Source organism: Clostridium sp. AF12-41 (assembly GCF_003461685.1).
Lineage (GTDB): Bacteria > Bacillota > Clostridia > Lachnospirales > Lachnospiraceae > Otoolea > Otoolea fessa.
Map to the genome: position 1 here is coordinate 32,401 of NZ_QTXO01000007.1, position 17,184 is coordinate 49,584.

The 17,184-nt window shown below is 52.0% G+C and carries 15 protein-coding genes; 3 read left to right on the forward strand and 12 right to left on the reverse strand.

Annotated features, from left to right (window positions below):
• Positions 1-16: 16 nt before the first annotated feature.
• From larE to DWV73_RS10895, 10 genes are all read right to left on the reverse strand, one after another.
• Entirely contained in the window at positions 17-871 is an 855-nt protein-coding gene (larE, locus tag DWV73_RS10850) for an ATP-dependent sacrificial sulfur transferase LarE (RefSeq protein ID WP_207661081.1), read from the reverse strand.
• Positions 872-938: 67 nt separating this feature from the next.
• The gene (gene larC / locus DWV73_RS10855) at positions 939-2,330 is read right to left on the reverse strand and encodes a nickel pincer cofactor biosynthesis protein LarC (protein WP_242995799.1); all 1,392 of its coding nucleotides are present in this window, start codon (positions 2,328-2,330) and stop codon (positions 939-941) included.
• Between the two features lie 52 nt (positions 2,331-2,382).
• Positions 2,383-3,156, reverse strand: a complete 774-nt coding sequence (gene larB, locus DWV73_RS10860) for a nickel pincer cofactor biosynthesis protein LarB (RefSeq protein ID WP_117796697.1) — start codon at positions 3,154-3,156, stop codon at positions 2,383-2,385.
• Positions 3,157-3,235: 79 nt separating this feature from the next.
• A complete protein-coding gene (locus DWV73_RS10865; RefSeq protein WP_117796698.1) occupies positions 3,236-3,865 on the reverse strand; it encodes an ATP-binding cassette domain-containing protein in 630 nt (209 codons plus the stop codon).
• A gap of 1 nt (position 3,866) precedes the next feature.
• Positions 3,867-4,652, reverse strand: coding sequence for an ABC transporter ATP-binding protein (locus DWV73_RS10870; protein ID WP_117796699.1), 786 nt, complete (start codon positions 4,650-4,652; stop codon positions 3,867-3,869).
• A gap of 144 nt (positions 4,653-4,796) precedes the next feature.
• On the reverse strand, positions 4,797-5,606 hold the full coding sequence (locus tag DWV73_RS10875; RefSeq protein ID WP_107001864.1) for an ABC transporter permease: 810 nt from the start codon (positions 5,604-5,606) through the stop codon (positions 4,797-4,799).
• The gene (locus DWV73_RS10880; RefSeq protein WP_333493393.1) at positions 5,603-6,589 is read right to left on the reverse strand and encodes an ABC transporter permease; all 987 of its coding nucleotides are present in this window, start codon (positions 6,587-6,589) and stop codon (positions 5,603-5,605) included. The genes DWV73_RS10875 and DWV73_RS10880 overlap by 4 nt, the downstream gene beginning before the upstream one ends.
• Entirely contained in the window at positions 6,582-8,276 is a 1,695-nt protein-coding gene (locus tag DWV73_RS10885) for an ABC transporter substrate-binding protein (RefSeq protein WP_117796700.1), read from the reverse strand. Before DWV73_RS10885 ends, DWV73_RS10880 begins: the two co-directional genes overlap by 8 nt.
• 274 nt (positions 8,277-8,550) lie before the next feature.
• Positions 8,551-9,501: an HD domain-containing protein gene (locus DWV73_RS10890; RefSeq protein WP_022358800.1), complete on the reverse strand. Its 951-nt coding sequence runs from the start codon at positions 9,499-9,501 to the stop codon at positions 8,551-8,553.
• Positions 9,502-9,524: 23 nt separating this feature from the next.
• The gene (locus DWV73_RS10895; protein WP_242995800.1) at positions 9,525-10,799 is read right to left on the reverse strand and encodes a S1C family serine protease; all 1,275 of its coding nucleotides are present in this window, start codon (positions 10,797-10,799) and stop codon (positions 9,525-9,527) included.
• Between the two features lie 279 nt (positions 10,800-11,078).
• Here DWV73_RS10895 and DWV73_RS10900 point away from each other — a divergent pair, with 279 nt between their 5' ends.
• From DWV73_RS10900 to DWV73_RS10910, 3 genes are all read left to right on the forward strand, one after another.
• Entirely contained in the window at positions 11,079-13,484 is a 2,406-nt protein-coding gene (locus DWV73_RS10900) for an endonuclease MutS2 (RefSeq protein WP_117796702.1), read from the forward strand.
• A 65-nt stretch (positions 13,485-13,549) separates the two neighbouring features.
• Positions 13,550-14,263, forward strand: a complete 714-nt coding sequence (locus tag DWV73_RS10905; protein WP_107001860.1) for a response regulator transcription factor — start codon at positions 13,550-13,552, stop codon at positions 14,261-14,263.
• A 52-nt stretch (positions 14,264-14,315) separates the two neighbouring features.
• Positions 14,316-15,734 (forward strand): HAMP domain-containing sensor histidine kinase, encoded by a 1,419-nt coding sequence (locus tag DWV73_RS10910; RefSeq protein WP_117796703.1) that lies wholly within the window; start codon positions 14,316-14,318, stop codon positions 15,732-15,734.
• Positions 15,735-15,763: 29 nt separating this feature from the next.
• Here DWV73_RS10910 and DWV73_RS10915 read toward each other — a convergent pair whose 3' ends face one another.
• Together DWV73_RS10915 and DWV73_RS10920 are read right to left on the reverse strand one after the other, a co-directional pair.
• Positions 15,764-16,396 carry a helix-turn-helix domain-containing protein gene (locus tag DWV73_RS10915; protein ID WP_022358806.1) on the reverse strand — a complete coding sequence of 211 codons (633 nt, stop codon included), beginning with the start codon at positions 16,394-16,396 and terminating at the stop codon, positions 15,764-15,766.
• A complete protein-coding gene (locus DWV73_RS10920; RefSeq protein ID WP_117796704.1) occupies positions 16,377-17,054 on the reverse strand; it encodes a DUF3990 domain-containing protein in 678 nt (225 codons plus the stop codon). Before DWV73_RS10920 ends, DWV73_RS10915 begins: the two co-directional genes overlap by 20 nt.
• Positions 17,055-17,184: the final 130 nt, after the last annotated feature.

Genomic DNA, 17,184 nt, shown 5'->3' on the forward strand with positions numbered 1-17,184 from the left:
TCCATCTCCTTCACATTCATTTCCCGGCCAGCGCGTTGAGTTTCTGCACTATATCCATACTTCCCGACCGGAAACCTTCCAGATCGAGTGTAATGTACAGAAAACCCATTTCTTTTAATGTCCTGCAGATCGTCTCCCGCTCGGCAATCGCTTTTTCAAATTTATCCGCATCCACCTCGATCCGGACAATATCGCCATGCAGGCGCAGGCGCACATTTCCGCCAAACACGCTTCGAAGATAATCTTCGCCTTTCTCAATCCGCTTCAAAACTTCCATGTCAAAGGAAGTTCCATATGGAAGGCGGGTCGCCATACATGGCATGGACGGACGGGATGCAACGGAAATTCCTAAGTCAGCTGCAAATGCCTTGACATCCTTTTTCTCCAGTCCGCACTGTGCAAGTGGACTGACGACACCCAGCTCACGGAGTGCCTGGATACCTGGGCGGTACACATGCAGGTCGCTCTCATTGGTTCCGTCCATCACGCACGGAATCCCCTCTTCTTTTGCAAAATCCAGAAGTGTCGCGAACAGGTGGTGTTTGCAGATATAACAGCGGTTGACCGGATTTGTCCGGATGGCTTCCAGCTCCATCTCATTGACCTGGATAATTTTATGGATCGCGCCCAGCTCCTTTGCCACCCGCTCCGCGATCTCCAGATCACAGGCTGGGTGCAGCATGGTGTGAAATGTCACGGCATAAACCGGCATTCCCGTCTTCTTCGCCGTATCACACGCCAGCTTGAGAATCAGGCTGCTGTCCACACCGCCCGAAAAGGCGACACAGACCGGTGCTTTCGCTTTTTCTGCCATGAAATGTTTTAAAGCTTCTCTTTTTTCTGTCTCTGATATCATTGGTTTATTTTCCATGGTTCTTGATTCTCCTCTTAATTATCTAACGAGAATGCACTGTGCCGTTTTTCAATCTAAAAAGTGCTTACTGTAAACTAATACTTCCGTCTTCCATTACTCCGTGGAATACTTCCATGAAGCGCTTCCCTGTCTCCCGGCAGATCGCGCGCACGCTCTCATACTCCGGATAGCACGTATCCACGCCGCCGCGCTTGCAGATTTTTACCTTTGCTGCCCCGTAACGGGTCTGGATCTCCTTTACTTCCCGTGGCAGTATCGTCCTCTCTACTGGATAGCGGCGCACACCGATCGTGGTCGTACAGGAGAAGACAAGCTGTTCTAATTCTTCCCGTTTTTCTGCCGTTGTCAGTACATGAAGCACATACGCCGGACGGTTTTTCTTCATATATGCCGGTGTGTACCACACATCTCTGGCGCCCGCTTCCAGAAGCACCTCCATCGCATATCCCAGCGCCTCGCCGGTGCAGTCGTCCAGGTTTGCCTCCATGACCCACATGGAGCTCTCGTCGTGACCGTCTTTTCCAGTTTCTACTTCCACCGTTTTATCCGTCAGAAGCATCGCCCGCAGAATATTCGCGTGCGCGAAATCCTTATTTCCGGCGCCGATACCGATCTTTTCGATCTGGTACTTCTTCGGAAGCGCCGCTTCTGTCCGGAATGCCGCCGCGATCGCCGCGCCGGTCGGCGTTACCATCTCTCCTTCGACATCCCGAAGCGTCAGTTCCAAGCCCTGTGCCGCTGCGATATTTGCCGTCGCCGGAACCGGAACCGGCATTAAACCGTGCTGGCAGCGTGCGAATCCATGACCTTCGGAAAGCGGCGATACCATCACGCGGTGGATTCCCAGATCCTCCAGGCAGAATGCCGCACTGATAACATCCACAATCGAGTCAATTGCACCGACTTCATGGAAATGAACCTCGCTGACCGGAATTCCGTGTGCTTTCGACTCTGCCCCCGCCACAATCTCAAACATCCGGCGCGCCAGGTTTTTAACACGGTCAGATGCATCCAGACGATCGATGATCTCGAAAATGTCATGGATGTTGCGGTGGACGTGAGGATGCATATGATCGTGGGTGTGAGCGTGATCATGGCTGTGCTCATGGTCGTGGGTGTGAGCGTGATCATGGCTGTGCTCATGGTCGTGAGTGTGTTCATGATCGTGATGATGCTCATGGTCGTGCTCATCATGGCTATGTTCGTGGTCGTGATGATGCTCTTCTTCCTCTAAATGTACATCGAAATCATACGCATCGATTCCACATTTCTTCGTCCGCCCAAAATGCAGATGATACCCGGACACGCCCAGACTGTCCAGTGCCCGTACCAGTTTTTCCCGGCTTGCTCCAAGATCCAACAGTGCGCCAACCGTCATATCTCCACTGATTCCAGACGCACAATCCAGATATAAGATTTTCTCATCCATTTTTACTTCTCCCTCTACTTTTCTCATTTTATTGATACATTTCCGTTTTTCGCTTTTATGCAATTATCACAAACCACTATCACTCTGCCGTCTTCTTCGGCTCCCGCACCGCCAGGCGGTTGATCTGCGCCGCCAGGTATGCTGCGCCGTAGCCGTTATCTATATTTACAACCGAAATGCCGTTCGCACAGGAATTAATCATCGTGATCAATGCCGACAGTCCATGAAAACTTGCACCATAACCGACCGAGGTCGGAACCGCAATGACCGGATTTTCCACCAGCCCGGCGACAACTGTGCCAAGCGCGCCTTCCATTCCCGCCACCGCAATCACGCAGTTTGCCCGCGCAATCGCCTCGCGTTTGGATAAAAGGCGATGGATGCCCGCCACCCCTATATCATAGTAGCGCTCCACGCGGCAGCCGAAAAATTCTGCCGTTTTGGCAGCTTCCTCCGCAACCGGGATATCCGCGGTTCCGCCTGTGCAGACTGCCACCAGCCCTTCCAGCTTCCACGGTGTCTCCGATGATTTTCTCGCCTGCAAAATTTTTGAAACCGGATCGTATTCTATCTCCGGGATGCGCGCCCGCACTAGATTCCACTGCTCTGGCGTCGCCCGCGTTCCGAGTACCTCCCCATTTTCCCGGTACAGCGTCTCGAAAATATCCGCCAGATAGGCATCCGGCTTTCCTTGGCAGAACACCGTCTCTGGGAATCCCGAACGCAATTTCCGGTGCAGATCCAGCTTCGCATACCCTAAATCTTCGTAAGGAAGATTCTTGAACGCATTCTCCGCTTCCTCAATACTTGTATCCCCCCGTTTTACCTCTTCCAACAGCTTCCGAACATCCATTTCTCGACCTCCTTACCAAATCCCGATTGTTCTATTCCGCCCGGTCAATCCCGATTTTCTCTGTCAATATGTGCACTGGCTAAACTGCTGCCATCTTTTCCTGCAATGCCTTCAAATCAATCCGCCGCGTGCAAATCCGCTTCAAAAGGGATTCCGAATGGCTCACAATCACCATTCCCAGCTCCCGCTCCTTTGCCTCATGCAAAAGCGCCTGCCAGATCTGGCTCTGGGTCACTGCGTCAAACATCGCGGTAATCTCATCCGCCAGCAAATACCGCGGATTTGCCGCCAGCGCTCTGGCAATACAAAACCGCTGCAGTTCGCCGCCGGAAAGCTCCGATGGAAACCGATCCAGCCATTCTTCCCGGATGCCAAGCCGTCCCCGGCTCTCCTCATCCACCTGACCGCCCTCACTGAGAACCTGGCGCATCCGCCAGCGTGGGTTGAGCGCCTGCTCCGGGTGCTGCCAGATTAACTGCACCGGCATACAGCCCCGGATATTCTCAATTGGTATGCTGTCAATCTCTACCGTTCCCGCTTCCGCTCTCTCATATCCCGCCAGCAGGCGGCACAGCGTCGTTTTTCCATATCCGCTCGGCGCCACCAGACCCACGCGCTCTCCTGGCTCAATTTTCAGGGAAATACGCGTCAGCACGTGGCGCCCTCCATTTTCATACGAAAAAGATAGGTTTTCCGCCTTTAGTGACATCTCATTCTCCTCCAAAAAATTCATGTTCCGGCAGTGCCCGGTAGAGCGCCTGCGTGTATGGCTCTTTCAGATTCCGTCCCTCCCGGAAGTTCTCCGGCTTTACTTCCTCCAGAATCGTCCCGTCATAAAACACCAGAATCCGGTCCGCCATCTCAATCGCCAGTTCCAGATCATGAGTAATCAAAAGCACCGCTGCCCCGTCCTGTGCCATCTCTTTTAAATGACGGATCACATGGCGCGCGGTCATCGCCTCCAGCCCCGGTGTCGGTTCATCCGCCACAATCAGCCTCGGCTCCTGCATCAGTGCCGCTGCCATCAGGACGCGCCGCGCCATGCCGCCCGACAGCTCAAATGGATAACATTTTTCCACTGATTCATCCAGCCCGTACCGCTTCAAAAGCTGGCGGCATTTTGCCCGCGTCGCTTCATCTTTTCTGCCGCCGCAGATCTGATCCCCGACCCGCATCAACGGATCGAGGTAGGAAACCCCCTGCGGAATCAGGGAAATCCCATTGCCCCGCAGCCCGGCAAGCCGCGTCTCATCCAGAACCTCTCCCTGATAGGAAATTTTTCCTTCCATCCGGCAGTTGTACGGCAAGATCCCCAGAATCGCGTGCGCCAGCAGGCTTTTTCCCGAACCACTCGCCCCGACCACCGCCGTCAGCTCCCCACTGAAAAGTTTGCAGGAAAGGTCGAGGAGCGGATGGAGTTCGCGCCGTCTAAGCCCACGCGCGTACTGCGTAAAATATAAGTTTAGATTTTGAATTTTCAATATCGGCTTTTCCATGGAATCACAATTTTCACGCAATCTCCGTTCTTTGATAACGTCTGTCTGTTCCAAATCTGATAGCCGCATCGTTTTTGATTGTTTTTGTCTTAATCGCATCATTTTATCAAAATATATGTTTTTCTGCCTCTTTCCCAGCATCCTCTACTCATGCGCGCTCCCCGGATCCATCAGCCGCCCCAGGCTCTGCCCGATCGCCTGAAATCCCAGCGTTACCAGCACCAGTGCCGCGCCCGGAAAGAGCGCCAGCCACCATTTTCCGGTAATCAGGTACGACATACTCTCGGATAAAATAACACCGATCGCCGGTTGCTCGGAGGAAAGACCGAAGCCCAGAAAGGTCACGCCCGCCTCATGAAGAATCGCATGGGGAAAGAGAAGAATTAACCCGGTTACAAATTGCCGCGATACCTGCGGGACGATGTGGTTCCAGGCAATCCACCAGGGCTTTTTCCCCAGTTTTTCGGAGATCTGCACATACGGACTTTCCCGGATCTGTAAGATTTCCGCCCGCAAAAGCCTCGCCAGCGACGCCCAGTGCGTCAGGGCAATCCCGGCTGCTACACCCCGGAATCCCTTTCCCAGACTGTAGGAAATCAGGATCAGGAGAAGCATGTGCGGGATTCCCATTACCAGATTAATCAGCCCGCATACCAATGAATCCATCAGTCCCCCGCCAAGCGACGCCAGCAATGCAAGCGCCAATGCCACCGCGGCGCTGATCGCCGCGGTCAGAAGCCCCAGCCGGATGCTTAAAGAAAGCCCTGCAACCGTCCGTTTCAGCATATTCCGCCCCATCCAGTCGGTTCCAAACAGCCCGCCGGTTCCCGGAGGCAGGTTTTTTCTCGCAAAATCGACCTGCTGTGCGGCATCCTCCCAGACGATTCCAAGCACTGTCACCAGAATCAGGAAAAGGAGGGAAATTCCCAGCAGCCAGAGTGTTTTCTTTCTCATGCCCTGCCTCCTTTCCTAAGTCTCGGATCGACCAGCCGGTACAGCCCATCCGCCGCTGCATTTCCTGCAAATACAAGCACGGCACTGATGAGTGTAATTCCCATCAGAAGCGGGATATCGCTTCCCAGCCCCGCCGTGACCGCCGCCTGTCCGAGTCCCGGATAGGAAAAGACCTGTTCCACCAGCACCGAACCGCCGAAAATCTCGCTGATCGAGCCAAATTGGAGCGTAATTACCGGGAGAAGCAGGTTGCGGAGTCCATGCCGAAAAATCAGCCGCCAGCCGCTCTCGCCCCGCGCCCGCGCATAGAGTACGTAATCACTTTCCAGAATCTCAATCACTTTTTCGCGCGTGTGCATCGCAATCGAAGAAATCCCTGTCAGTCCCAGCGTACACGCCGGCAGAAATGCGTGATACAGGCGATCCGCCAGGCTGACCTCGTCCGCCGCCATTCCCACCGGGACACTGAACCCGATTGGGAAGACGGGAAGCTGCACTGTAAAGAGAAGCAGCAGCACCAGCGCCAGCCAGAAGGACGGCGTTCCCGCGATCACGATGCAATAGCCCGTAATCAGGCGATCCGCCCACTTGCCCCGTTTTGCCGCCGCTGCAATTCCTAAAAATATCCCCACGATTCCCGAAAACAGCCACGCAGACAGAAGGAGCCACACTGACGCAGACGCCTTTTCCGCGATCACCTCCAGCACCGGTCTGCGGTACAGAAGGGAAATGCCAAAATCACCATGACAGATGCCCGAAATCCAGTTAAAGAAGCGCTTCCAGACCGGCACACCAACGCCCCAGTACGCCTGCAGCTTCTCGATCTGCTCCGGCGCCATCGAGCCGAGCGCCGTCTGCCCGACATTCGTCTGCAGCGGATCGACCGGAGACATCGACACCAGCAGAAACGATACCAGACTGACTGCCAAAAGCAGCAGAATCAGGTGCAGCAGACTGCGCCCAAACCATTTCATCCTACTCATAGTACCACCGATCGACATTGTTGACGATGGACCAGCCGTGACCGTGCGGATGCACCTTCTGCTCTGCGACATGAAGCCCGTCTCTCACCCAGTACAGATGATCGACATTCACCAGCCAGATCCACGGAAGATCACCCTCGGCTGAAACGCCCGTCTCGCCGTCCCACTGCGCCTTTTTCCACAATTCATACGAACTTTCCAGATCCGGTGCTGCCAGGGCCTCATCCATATAAGCGTCCACGGTCTCATTCGCATACGGCGAATATTCTGCCAGCCCCGTATCTGCCTTTGTATGGTAAATATTATAAAATTCCATCGGCGTGTGCGCGCCCCAGCCCCAGAGAAGCGGCTGCGACTGTGCCTCGTCATACGCAGTATCCCAGCCGGTGCCGCGGATCGATGTGTCAATTCCAATCTCTTTTAACTGCTGCGCCGTATCGGCTGCCAGCGCCTGACGCACCGAATCCCCGGTCGGATAGAGAAATTCCAGAATGGCTTTCACTCCACCCTTTTCGCGGATGCCGTCGGCATTTTTCTTCCATCCCGCCGCATCCAGCATCTCTTCCGCCTTCTCCACATCATAGGAAATGTTCTCCATTTCATCGTTGTACCACGGCATCTTGTCACAGACACTATATGCCGGGCTGCCGTAACCATTTAACACATGATCGATCATTTCCTGCCGGTCAATCGCCAGGTTGATCGCCCGGCGCACCTGCACATCCGCGGTAAAATCATTGCCGATTTTTACGCCATCCTCCCGTACCGTCTCCGGCACTGCCGGGAGGTTAAATCCACGGTTGTCCACCGTCTCACAATCCAAAAGACTGAATTCTGGAACCGACTGGTCTGCATAGGACGCCGCCGTGTACGCCACATCCACCTGCCCGGCGCGCACCGCCGCAAATGCCGCATCCTCTTCCATAAAGAGAATCGTGACCTGCCGCATCTTCGGCGCATCCCCATAATAATCCGGGTTGGCTTCCAGAATCACCTGCTGCCCCTTGTCCCACTGTTTCAGGATATATCGCCCGGAACCGATCGGATGTGTGCCGTAATCCGTTCCATATGCATGCTCCGGCACAATTCCCGTCACCGCCATCGTGTATGACCAGATAGCAAACGGGCGTTCCATCTCAAACACAACCGTCACATCATCGATCGCCTCCGCCTGTTTCAGCATTGAAAAATCGTTGACGGAACTCGTCTTTTTCAATGTGTTATAAGTGAATGCCACATCCTCCGCGGTCAGCGCCTCGCCATCCGTGAATTTCGCATCGTCGCGGATCGTCACCGTCCATGTCATTCCATCCTCGGAGGTCTCCACATCCGTCGCCAGATCATACCCGATACTCAAATCTGCTTCTGTCACCGTCAGGGTGCTCTGGATCAGCGGTTCATGCATATGCTCGCCCGCGCCCCAGCCATATGCCGGATCAAAGCCCGCCTCCGGCTCTGAAGTCGGCGGCATCGCGATAATAACGCTTATTTGGGTATTTTCCGCTGCATTTTCGCCGTTTTCAACATTTTCCGTCTGTTCTGCGCCGGAACCGCCTTTCTGCGCCTGATTTCCAGCGTTTCCGCATCCGGAAAGCATGACTGCCGCCGCTAAGGCAGTGACGCCAAGTGCCCTGGCTTCTCCGAACACCTTTCCAATGATTTTGCCTGTATTTTCTCGTTTTTTCATATTTTCTGTTGTACCCCTATATTTTTCCTTATGAAACAAAAGGATATCAGAAAAGTGCGGTCCCTGCTGAACCGCTGTACCTTCCTAGTATCCTTCTCCATTTTTCTTATTTATTTTATGTGCGGCTATTTAACTCGCTTCTCTGCCAACAGCATAGACACCTGATTCCTATTTTTTCGTTCCCCCGCTTCTGCAAGGCAGCATCTGCTTTGCAGCGCTGTTTTCTTTTTCTTATATACATTTAGACTCATTTTAGATGTCTGTTATCTTATTATTATTCCGTCGGCGTCGTCTTTCTCACATTCGTCTCCAGGAAACGGTTATATCCGAGCCAGCCCGGATTCTCCCCGCCGCTCTTTAAGACTTCCAGCATCGTCTCCATCTTCGCATCGGTATTGTCCGCGAAATTCAATGCCAGCGCCTCCAGAAGCGCCGGTTTCTTTGGGGAACCGTACTCTAATTCGCCGTGGTGCGCAAGGATGCAGTGCTTTAACTCCGCCGCTGTCTTTGCCGGGAATCCCGGAATCTCCTTAATACGGTCTGCAACCATCATCGTGCCGATCACGATATGACCTAAGAGCTGACCGTCGTCCGTATAATCATTTTCCGGAAATGCGGATAATTCCTGCACTTTTCCGATGTCGTGGAACAGCGCCGCCGTCAGAAGCAGATCGCGGTTCAGCGCCGGATATGACTTCGTGTAGAAATCACAGAGTTTCATAACACTTAACGTATGTTCCAAAAGTCCGCCCACAAAACCATGATGCACACTCTTCGCCGCCGAATGGAAGCAGAATTTCTTCACAAATGCCTTATCTTCCAGGAAATAGCTGGATGCCAGCTTTTTCAGGTACGGATTCTGGAAAGACTGCACCAGAGCCGTCAGCTCCTGATACATTATCTTGATATCCTTTGAGCTGACCGGAAGGTAATCGCTTTCCTGATACTCGCCCTCGTCCGCCTTGCGTATGCGCTTAATATTTAACTGGTTGGAACCCTGGAAGACCGTCACATCGCCGTCCACATAGACGTACTGCAGCGGCTCAAAATCATTGATGCCCGGGGAACTTAAATCCCAGATTTTGCAGTCTACCGTGCCTGTTTTATCCTGAAGCAGCACGGAAGCGTACTCTTTTCCGTTTTTCGTCACCGCGTGCTGTTTCGTCTTACATAAATATACGTCCGAGACTCTCATTCCTTCCCGGAACTGTTCAATATATCTCATTCTGCCTATATCCTCCTGAATTTCTATCTGGCGCGCAGAGATACCAAAAATGGAATTTCCGTGTATCCGTCGCGCCCTTTCCGCATCACATTTACCGATACAGACACGCCGCTCGCGGAATTTTCAATCTGCGCCTGGAGATCTTTGAAACTTCCGATCTCCTTTGTGCCAAATTTCACAATAATATCGCCGGGCTGGATGCCAGCGTCATATGCCGGGCTGCCGGAGACTGCCTCCGTCACGTAAACGCCCGCCGGAATGCCGCTCCCCTGCATCGCACGGCTCACATCCTGTCCCAGGATGCCCAGATATGCCGCCGAAGCGCCATTCGTCAGCCGCTCCAGAATCGGCTTGTAGCTGGAAATGGTGTACGCCGCCGTCCGATCCGTACAGCTCTCGCTGCGGCAGGACTCCGATGTCCAGCCGACCATCTCTCCGGCTGTATTGATCAAAAAGGTACCCGTCTGCGAATTGCTGCTGATATCCACATACAGGATCCGCGTCAGTCCATCTGTAATCTGCACATTGCGCGCCACGTAGGATACCGTTCCGAACGAAAGCGAATGCACCTGTCCGGACGGACCGCCGATACCTACGAGGACATCGCCTGCCTTGACCGTATATGAATTGGCAAGTGAAAGCACCTGCACCTTTTTCCGCTCTTCTTCCGGCAGATTGCCGGACGGCACCGCCACAACTGCCATTCCGAGCACTTCGTCAATCTGGCGCACTGTACCAGCGATCTTCGTTCCATCCGAAAATCTCACATTGATCGAATCTGCTGCCCGCACCGCATCGGCGTAAGTAAAGATCAGAAATTCTCCATCACTCTCCGCGATGACTGCACCTGCATAATCACCCGTATTTTCCACCGGGTTTCCAAATATATCCGTATCCTGTTTGCCGGAGCTGACCGTCACGATCGACTTATCACCCTGTTCCCCGATTCCACGCAGCACCGACGTCATCGAATTGAAATTGTCTGCGGAAAACTGATAGCTGGAAAGCGCCTCGCTGACCGCCTCATCAATCTCCTGCTCCATTTGTTCCGGCTGCGCTGTCATATCCGCATCTGCACCGTCCGACGGCGAAACAGAGTCCGGATCGTCCTTGGAAAACTCGACTGAGGATGTCTCCTGCATCCCATTTTCCTGAAAACACCGATCCGCAAACGGCTTTACCGCCGCAAACGAAACCGCCGCGACTCCTCCAAATGCGGCTGACGCGCATACAAAGAGAGCCACCCGCTTCGCAATCTGTTTTCTGGTCAGCGGCGGCTTCACTATCGTTTCTCTCATGAATTCCCGTTTTTCCTTTTTTTCAAGTTCTTCTGAATCCGGCATTTCACTTTCCCCTTTGCATAACATATCCTAATTATACTTTCCTTCTTAAGGTTATGCAAGAAAAAAGTGCGAATGCTTGGCTAGACGGCGGGGAATGTGATATAATGTGAACACTTGACGAGGTCTTTTCGAGTCTAGTGAGAACTTATACCTGACCACTTAATGAGGTCTTTCACGAATTTAGTGGTCACGGTATCATGTGAACACCATTTAAATTAAGAGGATTACCACAACATGAATGAAAAAGCATTAAAAACTCTCGAATATACAAAGATCATCGACCAGCTCACGGAGTACGCCTCCACGGAGATGGGAAAACAGATGTGCCGGGAACTGCAGCCGTCCTGTGATCTGGGGACGATCCGGCAGAGCCAGACGGAGACGACCGATGCCCTGACGCGCGTCCGCATGAAGGGAAGTCTCTCCTTCGGCGGCGTGAAGGATGTGCGTGGTTCCATGAAACGTCTGGAAATCGGAAGTTCCCTGGGGATCCCGGAGCTTCTCGCTGTCAGCTCCCTGCTGACAGTCGCTGCCCGCGCGCAGAGCTACGGACGCCATGAGAAATCCGAAGAATTTCCAGATGATTCCCTCGATGAGCGCTTCCGCGCCCTGGATCCGCTGACGCCGGTCAACAATGAGATCAAGCGCTGCCTGCCATCCGAGGATGAGGTCAGCGATGACGCAAGTCCGGGACTTGCCAAAGTGCGCCGCTCCATGAAGATCGTGGGCGGACGCGTCCATACCCAGTTAAATTCTATTTTAAATTCCAGCCGGACCTATTTACAGGATGCCGTCATCACAATGCGCGACGGGCGCTACTGCCTGCCGGTCAAGGCTGAGTATAAATCCCAGGTCCCAGGCATGGTGCACGACCAGTCCTCGACCGGTTCGACTGTATTTATCGAGCCGCTCGCGATCGTCAAGCTGAACAACGAACTGCGCGAGCTGGAAATCCAGGAAAAACGGGAAATTGAGTTCGTTCTGGCAGCTCTTTCCAGCCAGCTTATGCCTTACACCGACGCGATCCTCTCGGATCTTTCGATTCTGGCAGAGCTCGATTTCATTTTCGCAAAGGCAGCTCTTTCCCGCCACTATAACTGCGTGGAACCGAAATTTAACAACAAACGGTATATCAATATCAAGGACGGACGCCATCCGCTCTTAAATCCGAAACAGGTCGTTCCGATCAACATCTGGGTTGGCGATTCGTTTGACCTTCTGATTGTGACGGGTCCAAACACGGGTGGTAAAACCGTTTCTTTAAAAACCGTCGGACTCTTTACCCTGATGGGGCAGTCAGGACTCCATATCCCGGCATTTGAAGGATCCGAGCTGGCTGTTTTTGACAATGTATTTGCCGACATTGGCGATGAGCAGAGCATCGAGCAGAATCTGAGTACATTCTCCGCCCATATGACGAATATCGTTTCGATTTTAAATGAGGCGGACGCCAATTCGCTCTGTCTCTTCGATGAGCTCTGTTCCGGTACCGACCCGACCGAGGGCGCGGCGCTGGCGATTGCGGTTTTAAATTTCCTGCACAACATGACCTGCCGGACGATCGCAACCACGCATTACAGCGAATTAAAAGTCTTTGCGCTGACCGCGCCAGGCGTTGAAAATGCCTGCTGCGAGTTCAACGTCGAGACTCTCCGCCCGACCTACCGCCTGCTCATCGGTATTCCAGGAAAAAGTAATGCATTTGCCATTTCCCGCAAGCTGGGGCTGCCGGATTATATCATCGACGAGGCGAAAAACCAGATGGAGCAGAAGGACGAATCCTTCGAGGATCTGCTTGCCAATCTGGAAAACAGCCGCGTGACCATTGAAAAAGAGCGCGAAGAGATCGCCTCCTATAAACAGGAGATTGAAACGCTGAAGAACCGCCTCCAGCAGAAGGAAGAACGTTTCTCCGAGCAGAAGGAAAAAATGCTTTCCAAAGCCCGCGAGGAAGCTCAGAAGATCCTTCAGGATGCAAAGGACACCGCCGATCAGACGATCCGCAACATCAACAAGCTTGCCAAGTCTTCCGGCGTCAATAAAGAACTGGAAGCCGAGCGGACCAAGCTGCGCGGCAAGATCCAGGATGTAGACAAGAAACTGGCAGTTAAGAAAACCGCCGCACCGAAAAAAGCCGTTTCCGCGAAAAAGCTGCGTCTCGGCGATACCGTGCGCGTTCTCTCGATGAATTTAAAGGGAACCGTCAGCTCCCTGCCGAACGCCAAGGGCGATCTGTATGTACAGATGGGAATTCTGCGCTCCCTCGTCAATATCCGCGATCTGGAAATGGTCGAGGAAGCATCCATCACCGGACCGGGACTTTCCGGCACACATACGGGTGGTTCCCGCGGATCCGGAAGCGGAAGCAGCAAGATCAAGATGTCCAAGTCCTTCAGCGTATCGCCGGAGGTCAACCTGATTGGCATGACCGTCGATGAGGCGATCCCGGTACTCGACAAATACCTGGATGATGCCTACCTGGCGCATCTTCCGCAGGTCCGCGTCGTACATGGTCGTGGAACCGGCGCTTTGAAAGCGGGCGTACACCGCCACTTGAAGAAATTAAGCTATGTCAAGGAATACCGGCTTGGCGAGTTTGGCGAAGGCGATACAGGCGTTACAATCGTGACATTTAAATAAGAAATATCCATAACTGTTCAGGTACTGAACAGTTACAAATATCCAAAAAAACAGGAGGAATCAACATGGCTGAAAAGCAGCGCATTCTCATCGTAGATGACGACTACAACATTGCTGAACTAATCTCACTTTACCTGACGAAAGAATGTTTTGAAACGAAAATTGTCGGAGACGGGGAAGAAGCTCTCCGGGTATTTCCCGAATTTCAGCCCAACCTGATTCTCCTTGATCTGATGCTTCCGGGCATCGACGGCTATCAGGTCTGCCGGGAACTGCGAAGTACCTCCCAGGTGCCAATCATCATGCTCTCCGCCAAGGGCGAAATCTTTGATAAGGTGCTGGGGCTGGAGCTGGGCGCCGATGACTACATGATCAAACCATTCGATTCGAAAGAGTTGGTTGCCAGAGTCAAAGCCGTTCTGCGGCGCTACCAGCTACCGGTGCAGATGCCTGCATCGTCCGTGACCGAACAGCATGGCAATTTTGTCGAATATCCGGATCTCATCGTCAACCTGACGAACTACTCCGTCATTTACAACGGACACTCGATCGAGCTGCCGCCGAAGGAACTGGAACTGCTCTATTTCCTCGCGTCCTCACCAAACCAGGTATTCACAAGGGAGCAACTTCTCGACCATATCTGGGGATATGAATACATCGGCGACACGCGGACGGTAGATGTCCATATCAAGCGGCTCCGTGAAAAAATCAAGGGCAACGACAAGTGGGCGCTGACAACCGTCTGGGGGATTGGATATAAATTTGAGGTAAAACGGTAACTGTTAGTAAAGGAACTGAACTGTTACGTGAAGAGGTAACCGGAGGTTTACCATGAAATCAAACCACTACACACATTCTCTTTATTATAAACTGCTGATCGGCTATCTCATCTTCGGTCTGCTTGGATTCATCACGATCGCGACCATCTCATCTGAGATGACCTACCACCATCTGGTGGAACGCGAATCGGAGGTTCTGTATGACGAGGCGACCATGATTGCCGATCGGTGCAGCAAAGCCTACGAGGGCAAAACCATCAATCTCGACTCGGCATACCCACAGCTCGAGGCGGTTTCCGCCTATCTGCAATCGGATATCTGGATCCTGAACCATGAGGGCACCATCGTTGCGGACAGCAGCGACAGTCGTACCGGCATCGCAATCGACGATTTCGACCCGACCGCACAGGGCAACCGGCTCTATTCCATCGGACAGTATTACAACCTGTTTGACAGCAAAGTACTCTCCGTTTCCGCCCCGATCACAGGCAATATGAAGACCTACGGCTACATCGTGATTCATATGCCAATCCAGAACATTGAGGCGGAACAGAACGGATTTCTGAATATTATTTACATAACATCGATCATCCTGTTCTTCCTATCCCTGGTGGTGCTTCTTGTTTTTACAAAAGTGGTCTATTTCCCACTCAAAAAGATTACGGTCGCAGCCAATGAATATGCAGCCGGAAACCTGGCACACAATATCCCGATTACCACCCACGACGAGATCGGCTATCTCGCCAGCACATTAAACTATATGTCCAGCGAGTTAAATGAAATGGAACAGTACCAGCACAATTTCATCGCGAACGTATCGCACGATTTCCGCTCGCCTCTGACTTCCATCAAAGGCTATCTCGAGGCAATTCTCGATGGCACAATCCCGCAGGAACTCTATCACAAATACCTGCACATCGTCATTTCCGAGACCGAGCGCCTTAACAAGCTGACCCAAGGCATGCTGACACTCAACTCCCTAGACAGCAAAGGCTACTTAACCCGGACAAATTTCGATATCAACCGGACGATCAAGGATACCGCCGCAACCTTCGAGGGCACGTGCAGCGCGAAAGGCATCACGTTTGACCTGACCTTTGCGGATAGCATCCAGATGGTCTACGCCGATCTCGGAAAAATCCAGCAGGTTCTCTACAACCTGATCGACAACGCGATCAAATTCAGCCACGAGGATTCGATCATTTACATCCAGACCTCCATCCGGTACGAAAAAATCTTCATTTCCGTCAAAGACACCGGCATCGGCATCCCGAAGGACAGCCAGAAGAAAATCTTTGAACGTTTCTACAAAACCGACTTATCGCGCGGAAAAGATAAAAAGGGCACCGGGCTGGGGCTTGCGATTGTCAAAGAGATTGTTCAGGCACATGGGGAAAATATCGACGTTGTCAGCACCGAGGGCGTGGGGACGGAATTTATTTTCAGTCTGCCGAAGGCGACTGCGCTATAGCAAATTGAAACTGTCCAATTCCTTCGCAATTACAGCAAATCTTCCATCTGGCATCCCAGTGACCGTGCAAGCGCACGCACGGTTTCTGCGGATGCTTTTTGAATCTTCTTTTTTCCCTGTTCATACTGCTGAATACTCCGCAGCGTAACCCCCGATTGCTCTGAAAGATCCTTTTGGGTATATCCCGCCATCTTCCGGATCCGCCGCAACGCGTTTTTCCCCTGCTCTTTTCTTCGAATGATTCTGTCTGCCGCCTCAACAAATTTATCCTCCGGAGCTTCATGAAGTGCCGGATACATTTCCACAACCTCCCGGACCGGAAGCCCTGCTTCAATTTCCTTAAATTTCTTCTCACTGTACCACTGATAATACGCCAGTATCCAGCCACTCCAATACTCTCTGGAACAGGTAAATTCTACCTGCGGTTCCGGCAGTTCGTCCTTTTTTCCCGCTTTTCGAAGCACTTCCTCCGCAAGCTCCGTTCCAGAAAAGCCGCTCACTACTCTTGGTACACCTTCCCCAAATTTTTCTGCATACCCGGTTGTAAGAAACAATTTCCAAAAATCTTCCAGATCCATCCCACAGGCATTGACCGCATAATCTGTCATTTCCCCCAGATTCCTCATCGCATCATCCAGATATTCAATCCCATAAGCGCTCATCCTCAGCCGACACCTCCCCTCGAATCAAATCCCGCATATAAATACCGTCGATATCATCCCCTTCCACCTTTTTCCGGTATGCATTTCTAGCTTGCTCATCTCTGGCTCTTCGTTTTACATAATATTCCACTGAATCTACTCCTTCATAAGAAAGAAAGTGTATCGCCTGAAATGCCTTCTGACTCTTTAATACATACTGCTCTCCCAATTTTCCCAGCCGCATCGCATACGAAAGCTGCTCTAACGATATTTCATTATTTACAAACGCCCTTGCAAATGAAAAATACGAATCATCCGCCCGGTACCCAATCACCACATCATATCCGTCCACATCCGGGAGGAAATGTTCCAGCAGCCACTCTCTTCCCCGTTTCATGACCGCCGAAGAAAGGCGGATTTTCCGGTATTTCATCAAAATCGCCAGCCAATGAAGAACGCTGTAGTGCTTCTCCATCAAATTTAAAATCAAAAGACCGGTTTCATCCATTTCATACTGATTCACATAGCCGTCCTCCCGCTCGGCGCACGACCACTCCTTCGCCAGTTCCAGACTCTCCGTACAATAAAAGCCCTGTCCGTAGTCATTATAGACCTTTCCCTGACCATACATAGGAGTAGAAATAATTTCCAAGGAACCGTGATATAAAATTTTTCTCATTCTGAGGAACCTCCTTATCTATTATGGGAGCAAGTAGAAACATGTGGTATATAAAAAATAGATTCGTTTTAATGAAAATAACTCTATAGAGATATTTTTATTAATATTATATCTCTATAGAGTTATTTAA

What these genes read in the sequence shown, in the direction of transcription:
- larE (WP_207661081.1), bottom strand. Translation starts at nt 871, where the DNA reads ATGGAAAATAAACCAATGATATCAGAGACAGAAAAAAGAGAAGCTTTA.
- larC (WP_242995799.1), bottom strand. Translation starts at nt 2,330, where the DNA reads ATGAGAAAAGTAGAGGGAGAAGTAAAAATGGATGAGAAAATCTTATAT.
- larB (WP_117796697.1), bottom strand. Translation starts at nt 3,156, where the DNA reads ATGGATGTTCGGAAGCTGTTGGAAGAGGTAAAACGGGGGGATACAAGT.
- DWV73_RS10865 (WP_117796698.1), bottom strand. Translation starts at nt 3,865, where the DNA reads ATGTCACTAAAGGCGGAAAACCTATCTTTTTCGTATGAAAATGGAGGG.
- DWV73_RS10870 (WP_117796699.1), bottom strand. Translation starts at nt 4,652, where the DNA reads ATGGAAAAGCCGATATTGAAAATTCAAAATCTAAACTTATATTTTACG.
- DWV73_RS10875 (WP_107001864.1), bottom strand. Translation starts at nt 5,606, where the DNA reads ATGAGAAAGAAAACACTCTGGCTGCTGGGAATTTCCCTCCTTTTCCTG.
- DWV73_RS10880 (WP_333493393.1), bottom strand. Translation starts at nt 6,589, where the DNA reads ATGAGTAGGATGAAATGGTTTGGGCGCAGTCTGCTGCACCTGATTCTG.
- DWV73_RS10885 (WP_117796700.1), bottom strand. Translation starts at nt 8,276, where the DNA reads ATGAAAAAACGAGAAAATACAGGCAAAATCATTGGAAAGGTGTTCGGA.
- DWV73_RS10890 (WP_022358800.1), bottom strand. Translation starts at nt 9,501, where the DNA reads ATGAGATATATTGAACAGTTCCGGGAAGGAATGAGAGTCTCGGACGTA.
- DWV73_RS10895 (WP_242995800.1), bottom strand. Translation starts at nt 10,799, where the DNA reads ATGAGAGAAACGATAGTGAAGCCGCCGCTGACCAGAAAACAGATTGCG.
- DWV73_RS10900 (WP_117796702.1), top strand. Translation starts at nt 11,079, where the DNA reads ATGAATGAAAAAGCATTAAAAACTCTCGAATATACAAAGATCATCGAC.
- DWV73_RS10905 (WP_107001860.1), top strand. Translation starts at nt 13,550, where the DNA reads ATGGCTGAAAAGCAGCGCATTCTCATCGTAGATGACGACTACAACATT.
- DWV73_RS10910 (WP_117796703.1), top strand. Translation starts at nt 14,316, where the DNA reads ATGAAATCAAACCACTACACACATTCTCTTTATTATAAACTGCTGATC.
- DWV73_RS10915 (WP_022358806.1), bottom strand. Translation starts at nt 16,396, where the DNA reads ATGAGCGCTTATGGGATTGAATATCTGGATGATGCGATGAGGAATCTG.
- DWV73_RS10920 (WP_117796704.1), bottom strand. Translation starts at nt 17,054, where the DNA reads ATGAGAAAAATTTTATATCACGGTTCCTTGGAAATTATTTCTACTCCT.